This window comes from Vibrio sp. OY15, assembly GCF_000742455.1.
GTDB classification, from domain to species: domain Bacteria; phylum Pseudomonadota; class Gammaproteobacteria; order Enterobacterales; family Vibrionaceae; genus Vibrio; species Vibrio alginolyticus.
This window is the reverse complement of sequence record NZ_JPIL01000012.1, coordinates 207941-223850: the sequence shown is the minus strand read 5'-3', so window position 1 is coordinate 223850 and position 15910 is coordinate 207941. Positions and strand designations below refer to the sequence as shown.

Genomic DNA, 15910 nt, shown 5'->3' with positions numbered 1-15910 from the left:
GAGCAGTTATGACCCCAGAACTAACCGTAACGTTATTTTCCGATGCAGTATGGCTGATCATTTTGATGGTTGCCGTATTGGTTGTTCCAGGCTTAATTGTCGGTTTGTGTATCGCCGTATTTCAGGCTGCCACACAAATCAACGAGCAAACACTCAGCTTTTTGCCACGTTTGCTCGTTACCTTATTAATGGTGATTTTTGCAGGTCACTGGATGCTCCGTAAGATCATGGAACTGTTTGATTTCTTGTTCCACAACATACCAGGGATGATTGGCTAATGGCCATCACATTTGCAGAGCTCTCGGCGATACTCGGTCAACTCTGGTGGCCGTTTTTTCGTGTGGGAGCCGTATTTATTTCAATGCCTTTCTTTGGTGATGCGATTATTCCTGTTTGGGTTCGTACTTTACTGGCCCTCTCGATCGTTGTCATTACTGGACCGTTAATGCCACCCATGCCACAAGTCGAGTTATTCTCTATGACTTCCCTGTTCCTTGCTTTTGAGCAAGCTATTTGGGGGGTAATGTTTGGGTTAATTTTGCACATGCTCTTTAACGTTTTCACCATGCTTGGTCAGGTGATTTCTCTGCAAATGGGCTTAGGTATGGCGATGATGAATGATCCTATTAACGGGCTTTCTGTCGCCATTTTGGGACGCATATTTCTGATTTTCTCAACCTTGTTGTTTCTTGCGCTAGAAGGACACTTACTCGTCATAGATATCGTGATTCAAAGCTTTGTTGTTTGGCCAGTCGGATCTGGTATCACATCGCTTTCTCTGCAAGGTGTTGTCAATATTTTCGGTTGGATGTTTGCCTCTTCACTAGCTTTGGCTTTACCCGCTATTGTTTCCATGCTTCTAGCCAACATCAGTTTTGGTGTAATGAACCGAGCCGCACCATCACTTAATGTCTATGCGTTAGGTTTTCCTATGACGATGCTGCTGGGTCTATTCAGCGTATTAATCTCAGTTTCTGGTGTTCCTGGTCGCTACACGGCGCTCGTTCACGACACCATTAGACACTTGAGTAACTTTATGTTGGGGGGAGCATGAGCGATCAATCTTCTCAAGACAAAACTGAAAAAGCGTCACCGCAGAAGGTAAAGAAAGCCCGTCAGGAAGGACAAATTCCTCGCGCGAAAGAGTTTACTACTGCGGTTATATTTCTAGCGGTGGCGCTCTACTTTTACTCTCAGCTTAATAGTATTTGGGAAAGCATGTCGGGTATCTTTCGCTACAACATGATGCTGACGCGAGCCGACCTAGAAAATCCTAAACAACTTGTCGAGCAATTGGGACAAAGTTTAGCAGTCATCATCGACATGCTATTACCATTGTTTACCGTCATTATTATCGTGACCTGTGGTAGTAGCCTTGTGCTAGGCGGCTGGATGTTCCGTCCAGCGAACGTGATGCCAAAGCTGAGCAAAATTAATCCTTTGAGCGGGATAAAGCGCATTTTTTCGACCCGCTCAGTGGTTGAGCTCTTAAAGTCGACGTTCAAAGTAGCCGTGATCTTCGGCATCTTATATGGCTATTTAGACAACCACTTACAGCCATTACTTGGCATGCAAAACCTCCCACTCAGCCAAGGTTTTTCTCTAGTAATGTCCATTCTGTTTGAAGGCTTACTCTTAATGGGCTTCGCCTTGTTGTTATTTGGGGTTATCGACATTCCTTATCAGCGTTGGGAACACCTAAAAGAACTCCGCATGACGAAACAAGAATTGAAAGAGGAATTTAAAAATAATGAAGGTCGTCCGGAAGTAAAACAACGTATTCGTCAAATACAGCAACAGTTTGCGCGCCGTAAGATCGATAAAATGGTGCCGACGGCTGACGTGATCATCACAAACCCAACGCACTACGCAGTCGCACTGAAATACGAGCCTTCGCTTTCTGACGCGCCCTTTGTCGTCGCAAAAGGCGTAGACGAAACTGCTATGCACATTCAACGTATCGCCCGAGAAAACAAAGTGGAAATCATTAACTCCCCGCCACTTACCCGTTCGATTTATCACACGACGGCGATTGAACAAGCAATCCCAAGCCAACTGTACATCGCAGTGGCACATATTCTTACTTACGTTTTGCAATTGAAAGCCTTTCGTAAAGGTGAGGGAAAAGAGCCAATTCCTTTACCTCATTTTTCGATTCCAAAACATTTGCAGCACTGATTAACCCGCGTTTATCCAAGGACACGAAAGTATGCTTAACCGGTTAAAACAACTTCAAACATCAACCAAAGGCTACGTTGGCATTCCAATCGTCTTGCTAATGATATTAGCAATGGTGATTCTTCCTTTGCCTCCTCTGCTACTGGATGCGCTGTTTACCTTTAATATCGTCTTAGCAATCCTAGTATTGCTGGTCAGCACAACCGCAAAGCGACCATTAGATTTCTCTGTTTTTCCAACTATTTTGCTGGTCGCAACATTATTACGTCTCACATTGAACGTGGCTTCTACGCGAATTGTACTCCTAGAAGGACATAATGGTGGTGACGCAGCGGGTAAGGTCATTCAAGCATTCGGTGAAGTCGTCATTGGCGGTAACTACGTCGTTGGTATGGTGGTGTTCGTCATCTTGATGATCATCAACTTCGTCGTAATCACCAAAGGTGGTGAACGTATTTCTGAGGTTTCAGCCCGCTTTACGTTGGATGCTTTACCAGGCAAACAAATGGCAATTGATGCCGACTTAAACGCTGGCCTTATCGATCAGGAAACGGCTCGCTTACGCCGTAAAGAAGTCGCCAACGAAGCCGATTTTCATGGTTCGATGGATGGTGCATCAAAGTTTGTGCGTGGCGATGCCATCGCAGGTTTGTTGATTCTGTTTATCAATATCATTGGTGGTATCAGTATTGGTGTCTTCGAGCATGGACTCGCTGCGTCTGACGCCTTTAAAACTTATGCCCTACTCACAATCGGTGATGGTCTAGTTGCTCAAATTCCTTCACTACTATTGGCAACGGCTGCCGCGATTATCGTTACGCGAATTAATGATAGCGATAATGGCATGTCGGAAACCATGCAAAAGCAATTACTGGCAACTCCTGCAACGCTATTTACTGTCGCAGGTATTATGGCGGTAATCGGTATGGTACCGGGTATGCCACACCTAGCCTTTTTTGCGTTTGCTGGCGCATTAGCGTTCGCAGGGTGGCGTCAAACCAAGAAGCCAGTGCAAGACTCCCAGATTGAAGAGGTCGAAGCACTTTCACAAGCAATGCAAGACGATGATACACCGCTGACATGGGATGATATTCCTCACGTCCAAACATTATCACTTGCGCTTGGTTATCGACTCGTCCATCTAGTCAACAAAGAACAAGGGGCTCCTTTATCACAACGTATCCGCGGTGTGCGTCGAAACCTTTCTGAACAAGTTGGCTTTTTATTACCTGAAGTTCGTATTCGTGACAACCTGAGCCTCAAGCCAAACCAATACACAATTTCTCTAAATGGCGAAGTCATTGAGCAAGGTTTTATTGAACCAGAGCGTTTAATGGCGATAGCGGTTGGCGAAACTTACGGTGAGGTAGATGGCATTTTGGGTAGCGATCCTGCTTATCAGTTGCCAGCTGTGTGGATTGAGCATCAAGATAAAGCAAAAGCACTTAATATGGGTTACCAAGTTGTCGATGATGGCACTGTTATTGCCACTCATATTAGTAAAATCATGAAGACAAACCTTGCAGAATTGTTTACGCACGACGATGTGGAAGCAATAACCCAGCGTTTGACACAACAAGCCCCGAAACTAGCAGAAGCATTAGCAGCAGCACTTAATCCAGCGCAGCAGCTGAAAGTATATCGTCAGCTTTTATTGGACCAAGTGCCACTAAAAGATATTCGCACGATTGCCAACACAATGTTGGAATCCGCGGAAAATACAAAGGACCCGATCCTACTTGCATCTGATGTACGCTGTGCACTAAAGCGTACGCTTGTTAACTTAATTGCAGGACAAAAGAACGAGTTAAATGTCTACGCACTGTCTGATGAGCTAGAACAAATGCTACTAACTTCACTGCAACAAGCACAATCTTCTGGTACGGTAACACTAGATAGCTTCCCAATTGAGCCAAACATTCTTGGTCAGTTCCAACAAAACTTGCCATTGATCAGACAACAGCTTAAGCAACAGGGGCTACCTCCGATCCTTCTCGTTATGCCACAGCTGCGCCCTCTTCTAGCGCGTTACGCTCGTACATTTACACAAGGGCTGGCAGTATTGTCTTACAACGAAATCCCAGAAAACAAACAAATCAATGTGGTAGGAAACCTTGGTTAATCTTATTTCAACACATGCGATGTACGAACATTTGGTTGGTCTCGCAGTACAACATATCGTCACGGATGACGATCAATTAGTCTTTGATGCTTTAAAACACAATGATGTCCAACACGCATGCCAAGCAATTAGGGAAGCTCAATCAGGGGAAGTAGAATTCCAACACCTGACGTTGAGATTTGGTATGCGTGGAGAACAAAGTGTCTATCAATTCAAACTCTCTGAACAAATGCAGTACTGCCTGGATTTGTTCAGTCTTTACCTTGCACTAAGACAAACACAATTTCAGTTAGAAGCCTTTCACCACGACTTGATTAGTAATGTTGTCGTGCCGATTCGCGTTGATGCATTACTGTGGGAGCCTGGGGTTTATTTTCTCGAACAGACGATTCAATTCCACTCTTCTGCTTTTCAACATGTGATTCCTTCTCTTCAAGCTGATGAAACGTTATGTGATCGTGATAAAGTCGCCACACTCACCAAAAAGTTAAAAGAGAATGCATATTCACTTTGGTTTGAAGTCGCGACATCGCAAGTGAACTTCGAGCGCGTCGCAGACTTTAGTCCCGATATGATCAAATTGTCAGTCACACTAGAAGATAAAGAAGAAAGACACGCTTTCCTACCTATTGCTAAGTTCTTAAGAAAGCATAAATATACTTGGGTTGCCGGACGTGTAGCGAGTCAAACGGAACTTAACCGTTATCGTTTATTGGGTGCCAGTTATTATTTTGGTTATTTCAGCGATATCCCAACCTCTCTCTCCTTTCAGTCTTTTGATGAGGAATAGTTGAAACTCAACCATTTATATTTAAAACAGCACGATTTATTCGTGCTGTTTTTTTATTTATAACGGATAACCACAAGATCATTGGGCAATAGTTTCTTTAACTTAACTAAAAAATTTAGGCTTATATGATGATTTTCCCGGTTTTCATGGAATACAAATCACTAAAAATCATCAATTTTTATCTTTTTTAGAAATTTTTTAATTTTCAAATTAATCATTAAAGCCGACCGACCGCCTCTAGTTAGTGACAAGGGAATATCCCGAGGCCTGAAAGATATAGTGACTAACTAAGGAGACTAAGATGGCTTTATCAATGCACACTAACTACGCTTCGCTTGTAACTCAAAACACAATGAACACAACAAGCGGACTTCTAAACACAGCAATGGAACGTCTAAGCACAGGCTACCGTGTGAACTCAGCTGCTGATGACGCTGCTGGTCTTCAAATTGCTAACCGTCTAGAAGCGCAAACACGCGGCATGTCAGTAGCAATGCGTAACGCACAAGACGGCATCTCTATGATGCAAACTGCTGAAGGTGCGATGGATGAAATGACAAACATCGTTTACCGTATGAACGACCTTGCTACACAATCGTTGAACGGTTCAAACAGTGCAACAGACCGTGCGTCTCTTAACAAAGAGTTCACACAGCTTACTGCAGAACTAAACAACATCGTAGACAACACTAAGTTCGGTGGTCAAAACCTTCTTAAAGGCGGCGGCTTCGGTGCAGGTGACGTAACATTCCAAATCGGTGCATCTTCTGCTGAAACATTGACTGTAAGCGCAAGCGCAGGTATCGGTGAAATCACTACTATTCTTGCTGATGCAGCAATTACAGATGGTATCGATGACGCGACTAAAGCAAAAGCAGCACTAGACAAAATCAGCGGCGCTGACGGTCTAGTAGAAAAAATTGGTAGCTCTCGTGCAGACTTCGGTGCGAACATCAACCGTCTTGAGCACACTATGGCTAACCTTGGTAACATGGTAGAAAACGTTACAGCATCTAAAGGTCGTATCATGGATACAGACTTTGCAGTAGAGTCTTCAAACATGACTAAGAACCAAATGTTGATGCAAGCAGGTACAACTGTTCTGTCTCAAACTAACCAGCTTCCAAGCATGGCAATGTCACTACTACGCTAATTACTTAGTTAATAGTGCGCTTAATTTAAATCGTCTTAATTATAAAGCCTTCCTATGGAAGGCTTTATTTTTATCTACGAATATAAATAGAGCTCGTATTATCTTTGTGAGATTCAGGCACTCTGAATCCGAATTTCAACATAATATTAAATAAAACCTTATTAAACAGTTCTAATTCTATCGTCTCTAATTTGCTTCCTATTTTACTATCTCTAAGTTCAGGAAAATTGAACTTAGCCTCCTTTAAGATACTAGCTATCTCATCAGAATTGATGCTCTGTTTACTTAATAGTTTTTTGTTAATGAACTCTTCATATGCACGAGCACATTTCATCAATCGTAACGCAAATTCATTCATAACTGACATTCTTTGAAACGTAAAAAATTTAATTTTTAGTGAGAACACTTGCACATCGCACTATCAAAAATAATATCAGAACGCAATTAATGCACTCTGTAAGAATTATCTGAATCAAGCTGAAGTAAAGGCTGAATATAACGTCTAATTAAAACATCTCTCCTAATTAGAACCGTCAATACAATTAAATATTTTCTTTGTTTAGGTCGCCTTTTCTTATAAGGAAATTACTTTTTCCATGGAGGAAGGCGGAACAAACAAGGTGGAAACACCACTTCCTCCCAAGAAAACAAAATAGCTCTAAACCTTTGTTTTAATTGAATTTAATATACGGCACGCATCTTGCTACTGATAATTAAACTAAGGCGTAGCATTCAAAGTATTCAAGCCAATAAGAGATGAGAGGAGCACACCTCATGAGTTCTTTAGACCCAGTAAAAATGGCAACCCAATTCGCACAATTGGACACAAACCCATTCAAAAACCGTTACCAAGCGCAAGCTAATGTGTACCAGTCACAACTGTCAGCTTTTAATAAAGTTGAAAGCGCACTACGTGATTTTCGTACTGCAATGAAAGAGATGAATAACAGCACAAACAGCATCATCAAAAACAGTGCGACACTCTCTCAAGAAGGTAACTTTACTGCAAACGCGGATGCTAAAGCGCTAACGGGTAACTATCAGATTTTTGTAGAAAAAGTGGCAACGGCGCATCAAGTATCTACAGGTATGCCTGCAGACCTTGAGGCAACGACAGAAGTACCAACAACTGGATCTTTAGAATTCACCATCAACGGTGAAACAATGACTCTAGACTTGTCCTCCGTTGATGTTAATGGTGACGGCACTGCAACGATCAGCGATTTAGCCAGTGCGATTAACAATCACACGGATAACCCTGGCGTTAACGCCACTCTAGTTCGCTCGAATGGTCAAACACACTTTATGCTATCGAGCACTGAGACTGGTGTCGAAAATAAGATCAACGTATCTGCATCGGGTACTGGCCAAGCGTGGTTTGAAGACGCCTTCACCAACCTCAAGCAAATTAACGCTCCGCAAGATGCGGTTATGTGGCTAGGTGCAAAAGACTCAGGCCTGAAACTAACCAACGCAAGTAATACTTTTGAAGGTGTCATCGACGGTGTTGACATTACCGTATCTAAACCGCAAGCCGCGGGAGATTCGCCAATCGGTTTAAAAATTGGAGCTGATAGCGAAGGCACTAAAGAACAACTAGATAAGTTTGTGGAAACCTACAATGCCCTTGTTTCGACTATCGATCAGTACACCCAAATTGGCGGTGAAGATCAGAAACGCGGCGTGCTCGCTAGCGACTCGACATTGCGTTCTATTGAGAGTCAGTTAACGGGGTTAATCCGAGGTGAACACAATGGTATGCGCCTAAGCGAAATCGGCGTGAGCCTAGACCGCAACGGTAAAATGAAAGTTGATCAAGAAAAGTTCAAAGAAGCTCAACAAACAAACAGCGCAGGCTTAGAGGCGTTGTTTAATGGGGATGACGCTTTGCTAGATTCTCTTGACGCGATGGTAGAGCCTTTCTTGAAGTTCTCATCAGGTACCTTCAGCACGCGTAAAGACGCAATACAGTCAAGCTTAGACCGAATCAAAGATAAACAAACCAATTTAGAGCGTAAGTACGAAATGTCGTACAACCGCTATCTCAAACAATTCACTCAAATGAATTCAATTATGACCCAAATGAACCAAACCATGTCCATGTTTAATGCTCAAAAATAAGACATTTGGTTCCAAATTTAGGAGAAATATTCATGCTTATGGATTCTGGTTACGATTCGTACCAACAAGTCGATCTCGACGCTCAAGCGGCAGCAGCAAATCCACACCAATTGGTCATCATGTTAATCGATGGCCTACTCGATGAAGTTGAACGTATTCGCGGCCACCTAGCCGCAAATCGTTTGGCCGAGAAAGGGAATGGAATCAACAAATGCATGAACATCTTGATTGGACTAACAAGTGCTCTAGATGATGAAAACGGCGGTGAAATTGCGGAAAACCTACGCCAGCTTTATGACTTCTGCCAAGTCGAACTTTATTACGCTAGCGTGCAAAACGATGCAAATCGCTTGGTTAACGTTGAGCGTGTAATGGGTAACATTCGTGAAGGTTGGATGAATTTTGGACAACAAGCATAAAGTATCGCCAGAGCGATTCCGTCATTTATCTCAGCTCATCCAGTTCGCCGCAAAAACGGCCGATTGGCATGCGCTCAAGCGGTACGACTTGCAGTTGCGAGAGCTTTTGATCAGTCACAAGCCTTTTTTGAAAGATCCTAAGCTTGCACCTGAAATCCAGCGAGCGAAAACAGTGCACGCTAATGCCTTCGCAGTATTAGAGAAGTCGACCAACGAGTTGAAAAAAGAGATGAACATGGTCAATGACCATCAAGAACGCGCTATGGCCTATCAATTAGCAATGACCATGGAGCTAACTCAATGATCATACCTTCTTCAACTCAGCACTCGGGTAATTCGCCAGCTAACAATGAGGGTCACATCAAGCAAGCGAACTCGGTACACGGCTTTTCTCATGGTTTTAAATCAGGGAACAAGCAGAATGGTGAGCAAGACTTTAACTCTGCGTCAGCGGTACCGAGTTTTCACCTTACGGCCTCTACTTTGAACAACGCAAACAAAGTACAAAGTCATGGTTTTGATACTGATGACCGCTCAGCTTCAGATCCGGATGCCAACTTGACCAGTACACCAGGGTTAACAGAATCGACTGATCTTGCAGCTCAAGCTCAAGCTTTAACCCAGGGTATGATTACCATGGCAGAGAAGCAGGCTGAGAAACTAGGAAAAGCGTCATCTTTAATGACTGCGAGCGAAGTTAAGTCTGTTACTCAAGATTCGTCTAACGCTATGTTAAACACATCATCAAAACAAGATGTGAAGCAAAGTCTGCCGACTTCATCGAGTTCGCGTTTGCCTATCTCCGGTGCTGAGTTTCAAACTCTTTTGAATCAACCTGTTCAAGGGCAACCAACCGCATCTCTACTTCAAGCACAAGCTCCTACAACACAATCTGCACATTCACCGGTTGCGACGAGTCATGTTCAAGCTCAAGGCTCTGAGTGGGCAGCGGTGCGTGTTGATACCACTGCCGGAAAGTGGGGGGAGCAAATGATGCAAGTATTACATGATCGCGTGACGCTCCAAGCTCAACAAAATGTACAAGAAGCAAAAATCCGCCTAGACCCACCAGACTTAGGGAAATTGGATTTACTTGTACGTGTTGAAGGTGACCGATTGAGTGTCCACATCAACGCCAATGCCGCAGCAACACGAGAAGCTTTAATGCAAGTTTCGGAACGATTGCGTGCTGAGTTACAAGAGCAAAACTTCGTTCATGTCGATGTCAATGTTGGCTCTGATCAAAACCAAGGTCGAAATGACCCACATGCAAACGAAGAAGACGCCAATATTTTCGCCGCACGAGAATCTGGTGCATTCCAAACCACGACAACAACTAACTATTCAGAACACTGGCTAAGCACTCAAGCTTAGCGAATCTTCGAGGAAAAAGGTTATGACCAAACAACAAATGATCGCCCTGTTTATCGCCATGATCATCACCAGTGCCCTCGTTTCGGCCGTCACAATTATGGGCGGAATCTGGTACTTAAACAAACACGCTCAAGGGTCACCTGACTCTGGTTCACTGATCGAAGACTCTCCACTGTCTTTTTTGGTCACAGAACAACCGACAAGTAAAGGTCCTAGCTTCCATCCTTTGGACAAAGTCGTTTTGACCGTTAAAGGCAAGAAACAGACTCACTTTGTGATGCTAGAACTGGCAATTGAGACACGCCGTCCAGAGCGTATCAAAGAGATCGATGAATACATGCCTATGGTACAAAACTCTCTATTAAAACTGTTTAGCGACAAAACGTTTGATCAGTTACAGCAAGCGGGTGCCATCGATATTCTGCAAGACGAAGTGAAGCAAACGCTTCTACTCGCTTTTGCTAAAACAGACATCGTCCGAGAAATCGACGATGTTTTGTTGACTAAATATGTTGTGCAATAACGGAGCACAACCATGTTAGACATGAATGTACAAGACACTTACACCACAGAAGAGGAAGTGACAACACCGTCACGACCAATTGATGAAAACGCATTGCTACAACGTCATCAGGTCATGGTAAAACGCGTAGTTAACCAGCTGCGCGTTCATGCCACTTCTCACTGTAGTATTGAAGATATGCAGCAGATAGGCCTTATCGCTCTAGTCGAGGCTGGACGCCGATATGGCGATGTTGACGATCCTCACTTTCCTGCTTTCGCCGTTTGTCGAGTTCGGGGAGCTATTTTAGACGAATTACGCCGACTAGATTGGCGTTCACGTAAGACTCGTCAACAAGCCCACGAGCTCAACGACGTGACTCGAGATCTCACTCGAACGTTAGGTCGAATGCCAACGGATGCCGAAATCATCCAGGCTTTAGGGACGAATGAGCAAGATTATTACAACCGCCAAAATGCCGCTCTCGCAGGCGAGATGCAAAGCCTTGACCAACTGATGGAGAGCAGCGGTGATAGCTACATTGGCGGGCAATACGATGGCATGGAACATGAACATATTCGTCGTAGTTTAGACAGTGCTTTGGGTAAATTACCTAAGCGCGATCAACTGCTCCTGACTCTGTTCTATCAACATGAACTCAACTTACACGAAATAGCTCTGGTATTGGATCTGACACCACCTCGTATATGTCAGCTTCACAAACAAGCGCTGAAACAACTCAACCAATTAATGTCCTCTTAGGAGTCACAAGATGCAAAAGTTTTTTGGAGTGCTCACTATCCTGGTGTGCGTCTTCGGTGGATATATGTGGGCCGGTGGTAGCTTAGGTGCTATCTGGCAGCCAGCCGAATTCCTTATCATTATTGGCGCCGCTGCTGGTTCTCTGATCATCGGTAATCCGCCTCATGTACTGAAAGAAATGCGTCGCCAAGTGCCAGCGACCATTAAAGGTCCAACAGAAGAGCATGAGTACTACATGGAATTAATGGCACTACTCAACAACTTGCTAGAGACAGCGAGAAACCGCGGATACAAGTTTCTGGATTCTCATATTGAGGCTCCGGAGCAAAGCTCTATGTTCCTCGCTTACCCGACGATCGCAGAAGATCATCGCCTAATTTCTTTCATTACTGACAATTTACGTTTAATGGCAATGGGACAGATGTCGCCTCATGAATTAGAGGGACTGCTAGAGCAAGAAATCGAAGCAATACAGAACGAAATGCTTTTACCTTCACGCTCACTACAGCGTACAGCTGAAGCACTACCTGGCTTCGGTATTCTTGCAGCAGTTGGTGGCATCATTATCACCATGCAAGCTATTGATGGCTCAATCGCTATGATTGGTTATCACGTTGCGGCAGCTCTCGTTGGTACATTCATTGGTATTTTCGGTTGTTACTGTGGCTTAGATCCACTAAGTAACGCCATGGCTCAGCGAGTAAAACGTAATATGACTGCTTTTGAGTGCGTTCGTGCAACCTTGGTTGCCTACGTAGCGAAAAAGCCGACATTGCTCGCCATTGACGCTGGTCGTAAACATATTCAGCTAGACATCAAACCAACATTCAACCAAATGGAGAAGTGGTTAGCTGAACAGGAGGGATAATGCAAAAACAAGAGCATGTAGTGTTCAAACGTGCCAAAGTATACAGCCATGATGAGTCGTCTCATGGCGGCGCGTGGAAAGTCGCGTTTGCTGACTTCATGATCGCCCTAATGGCGCTGTTTCTTGTACTTTGGGTTATGCAGGTGGTAGACAAAGAAGAGCGTAAAGCGATTGTTGCCCACTTGCATAGTTCAAGCGTATTCGACAAGAGTTACGGCAACCCATTTGATACGTCACAAAGTATTTCTCCTATCGACTTGGCACAGGACTCTTCTGTGCCAAGTAAACACAACTCCAACCATGTGGTAAGCTCTTACTTCAAAGGTGATGGGGATGGACCAGAAATTGATTCTTTGATTCCTGGTAACTTCGATACTCAAGAGCAACTTGCCGCACTAGCGAAAGTAATTGAGCAAATGACTGCCCAAATTAATGCGCAGGGAAATGTAAACGTCACGGTGACACCACAAGGTTTGCGTATCGTCCTTCAAGATGATTACAAACAGCATATGTTCAGCCGTGGTGGTGCAGAACTTACTCCTTTTTTTGAAGATTTACTGCTCGCACTAGCACCTGTATTTCATCGTGTTAACAACCCTCTGATCATCAGCGGACACACAGATGCAATTCCATTTAAAAAGCGTTTTGGTCGTCAATCTAACTGGGCGTTATCAGCCTCTCGAGCAGACGTAGCAAGAAATACGTTAGTTGAAGGCGGTATGCCGGATGATAGAGTAATGCAGGTAACGGGTATGTCAGATAGAGCGCTGCTTAATCCTGATGAGCCAGATTCTAGCGAAAACCGTCGTATTGAGCTGTTTGTTTTAACGACTCCTGCCGCTAAAGTGCTTGAGACCCTTTTTGGCAACCACCAAGAAAGCGAACTGCAAAAAGCGAAAGATAAGGCTGAATTCAACCAACCAGTCATTCGTCAAGAAGTCATCAATTACTCCGGCGATACCGCCACCAGCGAAGTAAAAATTCAAGAATTATAATCTTAAAAGGTCACCACTCTGATGGTGACCTCTCTAACCAAAGCCTCTGTTACTGTGACTTTTTAGTTGAGTTCTATATGCACATAACATCATCCGAAAAAAGAAAAAGCGACTTACTGAAGAAAGCCTTTTTATGGCTCATTGTCTTCGATTACCTTTTATTGGCGTTTTTCTTAACTCAGCTATCAAGTATGACATTAAACAGCGGAACCATGATCAGCTTGTTACTTGTAGTTTATAACGTCTTACTTGTTTCGCTATGTTTTCAACGAACCAACAAGCAGGACTCTTACATTATCTACCCTGTTTTGTCCGCAACGTTATTAGCATTTGTCTGCTTTCTTTACTTCTTTTTTTTAATTTAGCTCCCCGACTCGACCATTGATTTTACTTTTACTGCTTTTTCGAAGTGGTCGAGCTGATGAGTCTGAATCCACCACGTAGCCGCTTCCATCAACAGCTCTGGGTCGTCATTTTTATTAGCGAAAAACGCATAAAATGAGAGACCAACCAATTCACCTTTACTCGCGATCTTTTTGTCACAGACCTCTATAATTTTGTCTCTCAGCGAAGCTCTCATTTCTAATCCCTTAACCTAGTACATACTCACTAACCATACGGTTGAAAGAAATCAAATCAAACGAGCCTTTAATTTCAAAACGCACTCTTCCAACCTCACTCATGAAGAACTCGATTTCACAATCCAAATCAAAAGTACCAGAGGTCTCGATAGAAAATGCATTGATCTTACTGTAAGGCAAAGAAGTGTAATCCACTTTTGAGCCGGTAATCCCTTGCACATTTGCCGCTATCACTCGCTTGTTCGTAAACACCACTTGGTCACGAACTGTTTTAAAAGCAGCGAAAATAGTCTCACCATCAATCAAGAACTTAAGGAAGTCTTCTCTGGCATTAGAAACGTCAATCGGCTTAAGCTTAAATACAGAGGAATTGTCGAAATCAATCATAATTAATCCTTTGAGTGGGCGTTAGAACGAATTATCAACGTATCAGATAGCACCACTTTTGCCTACTCGCAACGCACGTTTCTGCTTGATTCGCCCAACAACAAAGCGTCACTCACTTCCACCCTTGCATCCATTGCTCAGAGTCTTTTAGGTCTTGCCAGTTCATCTCTCGGTCGCGTTTACTCATGACTGCCTCGATGACACATCTCACAACGTTACCATCTTCATCTAGTTCCATTTCCGTCACGACAAAATGCTTCTCTTTGTTTTTAGGTGAAATAGCCGTCCATTTACTGTGCAATAGTTTCTTAGGGTGGATTCTGTTCATCGCATTGTACCAATTTAACTACCATGTTGATGTATACGACTGAATACCAAGAGAGAATCAGATTTTGTTTTTGCAAACCGACAAAAGATAAAACCGCAAAAGAGATCACTCCCTTTCGCGGCCCTAACTACAACCCGACTAGGTCTTCTGACCATTCAATCGAGGGTTTAAGTACTGACTTTGGAGCAACTGTAGCCCTTTACCGACCAGAACAATCACTACCGCGCCAATCAGGACAGGCGTGAAGAGAAAACTCCATCCCTGCCCAGACGCCATGATCAAAATTGGATTTGCCCCCGCAGGTGGATGAGTGGTCTTCGTAATCAGCATCGCAGACACACCTAGCCCCGTCGCAATCGCGAGCGTGACCGGCGTGACGTCAACATACTGGCTAAACGCAATACCGATAGATGCCGTGATGAAGTGACCAATGATCACGTTTTTTGGTTGAGCGAGAGGGCTGCTAGGCACCCCAAACACCAGTACTGCGGTAGCACCAAATGGTGCCATCAGGAGTACAACCTCCGTCAGTGATACCTCAGCGTAGGACAATACGCCAATAGCCAACGTAGCGCCAAGCCCGGCAACCAACGATAAAATTAAATTATTCATAAACACCTCAAAGTAGACCGAATTGTCTACAAAATAAAATAGACAAATCTGTCTACCTTTGTCAATATGTGTTTATGGAACTTTTTGAGGACATAGTTATGAACAAAAAGAAACAGTTATTGATCGACACAGCTTTGTCACTGTTTTATAAACAAGGCATCAACTCTATTGGCATCAATGAAGTCCTCAATGTTTCCGGCGTGGCTAAACGCACGCTATATAACCATTTTGAGAGCAAAGAAGCACTTATCATCTCCGCATTAGAACAACGCCACGAAATATTTATGGAATGGTTGGAGGAAAAGCTTTCTTCAGCACAAACGTGCGCGGAAGTGATCGATCAGTTATTTACAGCACTCAACGGCTGGTTTCATGGCTCTGAAGAAAAGTTGGGCGAGTTTCGCGGTTGCTTTTTCATCAATACGTCCGCGGAATTCAGTGACGACAGTGGCGAGATCGCAACGTATTGCCGCTACCATAAGCAGCAAGTCAGAGAGCTAATTCAACGCTATCTCAAATCAGACAACGCTTCATTACTCGATGCCATTTGCTTCATGAAAGAGGGCGCGATCACTACCGCTTACATGACGAAAGAATACGACAACGTCACGAAGAAATGCGTGACCATTTTGCACAAGCTTTAATGCGTTCAGGTATAGTCATTTGCGGATTAAGTATTCAAACCAAAGGCACCAATCGGTGCCTTTCGTTTTAGTTA

21 protein-coding genes are annotated in these 15910 nt (G+C 43.7%); 16 read left to right on the top strand and 5 right to left on the bottom strand.

Annotated elements, in window-relative coordinates:
- Nucleotides 1–8: 8 nt before the first annotated feature.
- The 6 genes from fliQ to lafA all read left to right on the top strand — a co-directional run bounded on the left by fliQ (nucleotide 9) and on the right by lafA (nucleotide 6243).
- Nucleotides 9–278, top strand: coding sequence for a flagellar biosynthesis protein FliQ (fliQ, locus tag IJ23_RS15090; RefSeq protein WP_005375036.1), 270 nt, complete (start codon nucleotides 9–11; stop codon nucleotides 276–278).
- Nucleotides 278–1054, top strand: coding sequence for a flagellar biosynthetic protein FliR (gene fliR, locus IJ23_RS15085; protein WP_005375027.1), 777 nt, complete (start codon nucleotides 278–280; stop codon nucleotides 1052–1054). The genes fliQ and fliR overlap by 1 nt, the downstream gene beginning before the upstream one ends.
- Complete coding sequence (flhB, locus tag IJ23_RS15080; RefSeq protein WP_005375025.1) at nucleotides 1051–2178, top strand: flagellar biosynthesis protein FlhB; 1128 nt, start codon at nucleotides 1051–1053, stop codon at nucleotides 2176–2178. Before fliR ends, flhB begins: the two co-directional genes overlap by 4 nt.
- 31 nt (nucleotides 2179–2209) lie before the next feature.
- Entirely contained in the window at nucleotides 2210–4300 is a 2091-nt protein-coding gene (gene flhA / locus IJ23_RS15075) for a flagellar biosynthesis protein FlhA (RefSeq protein ID WP_005375024.1), read from the top strand.
- Between the two features lie 19 nt (nucleotides 4301–4319).
- Nucleotides 4320–5090 (top strand): EAL domain-containing protein, encoded by a 771-nt coding sequence (locus IJ23_RS15070; protein WP_005375023.1) that lies wholly within the window; start codon nucleotides 4320–4322, stop codon nucleotides 5088–5090.
- A gap of 301 nt (nucleotides 5091–5391) precedes the next feature.
- Nucleotides 5392–6243, top strand: coding sequence for a lateral flagellin LafA (gene lafA / locus IJ23_RS15065; RefSeq protein WP_005375019.1), 852 nt, complete (start codon nucleotides 5392–5394; stop codon nucleotides 6241–6243).
- A gap of 70 nt (nucleotides 6244–6313) precedes the next feature.
- On the opposite strand, the gene IJ23_RS15060 is transcribed toward lafA, so the two are convergent.
- Nucleotides 6314–6601, bottom strand: coding sequence for a hypothetical protein (locus IJ23_RS15060; protein ID WP_005375016.1), 288 nt, complete (start codon nucleotides 6599–6601; stop codon nucleotides 6314–6316).
- A 416-nt stretch (nucleotides 6602–7017) separates the two neighbouring features.
- On the opposite strand from IJ23_RS15060, the gene fliD reads away from it, so the two are divergent.
- The 9 genes from fliD (at nucleotide 7018) to IJ23_RS25585 (ending at nucleotide 13649) form a co-directional block, all read left to right on the top strand.
- On the top strand, nucleotides 7018–8364 hold the full coding sequence (gene fliD / locus IJ23_RS15055) for a flagellar filament capping protein FliD (RefSeq protein WP_005375015.1): 1347 nt from the start codon (nucleotides 7018–7020) through the stop codon (nucleotides 8362–8364).
- A 32-nt stretch (nucleotides 8365–8396) separates the two neighbouring features.
- A complete protein-coding gene (gene fliS, locus IJ23_RS15050; protein WP_005375014.1) occupies nucleotides 8397–8783 on the top strand; it encodes a flagellar export chaperone FliS in 387 nt (128 codons plus the stop codon).
- The gene (locus IJ23_RS15045) at nucleotides 8767–9087 is read left to right on the top strand and encodes a hypothetical protein (protein ID WP_005375013.1); all 321 of its coding nucleotides are present in this window, start codon (nucleotides 8767–8769) and stop codon (nucleotides 9085–9087) included. Before fliS ends, IJ23_RS15045 begins: the two co-directional genes overlap by 17 nt.
- Nucleotides 9084–10157, top strand: a complete 1074-nt coding sequence (locus tag IJ23_RS15040; protein WP_033906696.1) for a flagellar hook-length control protein FliK — start codon at nucleotides 9084–9086, stop codon at nucleotides 10155–10157. The genes IJ23_RS15045 and IJ23_RS15040 overlap by 4 nt, the downstream gene beginning before the upstream one ends.
- A 22-nt stretch (nucleotides 10158–10179) precedes the next feature.
- Nucleotides 10180–10680 carry a flagellar basal body-associated FliL family protein gene (locus IJ23_RS15035; protein WP_033906695.1) on the top strand — a complete coding sequence of 167 codons (501 nt, stop codon included), beginning with the start codon at nucleotides 10180–10182 and terminating at the stop codon, nucleotides 10678–10680.
- A 12-nt stretch (nucleotides 10681–10692) separates the two neighbouring features.
- Nucleotides 10693–11421 (top strand): FliA/WhiG family RNA polymerase sigma factor, encoded by a 729-nt coding sequence (locus tag IJ23_RS15030; protein ID WP_005375008.1) that lies wholly within the window; start codon nucleotides 10693–10695, stop codon nucleotides 11419–11421.
- A 10-nt stretch (nucleotides 11422–11431) separates the two neighbouring features.
- Nucleotides 11432–12289 (top strand): flagellar motor stator protein MotA, encoded by an 858-nt coding sequence (gene motA / locus IJ23_RS15025; protein ID WP_005375006.1) that lies wholly within the window; start codon nucleotides 11432–11434, stop codon nucleotides 12287–12289.
- The gene (locus IJ23_RS15020; protein ID WP_005375003.1) at nucleotides 12289–13284 is read left to right on the top strand and encodes a flagellar motor protein MotB; all 996 of its coding nucleotides are present in this window, start codon (nucleotides 12289–12291) and stop codon (nucleotides 13282–13284) included. Before motA ends, IJ23_RS15020 begins: the two co-directional genes overlap by 1 nt.
- A gap of 77 nt (nucleotides 13285–13361) precedes the next feature.
- A complete protein-coding gene (locus IJ23_RS25585) occupies nucleotides 13362–13649 on the top strand; it encodes a hypothetical protein (protein ID WP_005375002.1) in 288 nt (95 codons plus the stop codon).
- On the opposite strand, the gene IJ23_RS15010 is transcribed toward IJ23_RS25585, so the two are convergent.
- From IJ23_RS15010 to IJ23_RS14995, 4 genes are all read right to left on the bottom strand, one after another.
- Nucleotides 13646–13864 (bottom strand): DUF6500 family protein, encoded by a 219-nt coding sequence (locus IJ23_RS15010; RefSeq protein WP_005375001.1) that lies wholly within the window; start codon nucleotides 13862–13864, stop codon nucleotides 13646–13648. The two genes, IJ23_RS25585 and IJ23_RS15010, sit on opposite strands and share 4 nt — an antisense overlap.
- Nucleotides 13865–13874: 10 nt before the next feature.
- Nucleotides 13875–14252 carry a PH domain-containing protein gene (locus tag IJ23_RS15005; RefSeq protein WP_005386881.1) on the bottom strand — a complete coding sequence of 126 codons (378 nt, stop codon included), beginning with the start codon at nucleotides 14250–14252 and terminating at the stop codon, nucleotides 13875–13877.
- 112 nt (nucleotides 14253–14364) lie between these two features.
- Nucleotides 14365–14580, bottom strand: coding sequence for a TIGR02450 family Trp-rich protein (locus tag IJ23_RS15000; protein WP_005374999.1), 216 nt, complete (start codon nucleotides 14578–14580; stop codon nucleotides 14365–14367).
- A 138-nt stretch (nucleotides 14581–14718) separates the two neighbouring features.
- Nucleotides 14719–15192, bottom strand: coding sequence for an HPP family protein (locus IJ23_RS14995; RefSeq protein WP_005374998.1), 474 nt, complete (start codon nucleotides 15190–15192; stop codon nucleotides 14719–14721).
- A gap of 98 nt (nucleotides 15193–15290) precedes the next feature.
- Here IJ23_RS14995 and IJ23_RS14990 point away from each other — a divergent pair, with 98 nt between their 5' ends.
- Nucleotides 15291–15836 carry a TetR/AcrR family transcriptional regulator gene (locus tag IJ23_RS14990; RefSeq protein WP_017634429.1) on the top strand — a complete coding sequence of 182 codons (546 nt, stop codon included), beginning with the start codon at nucleotides 15291–15293 and terminating at the stop codon, nucleotides 15834–15836.
- The last annotated feature ends 74 nt before the right edge of the window (nucleotides 15837–15910 follow it).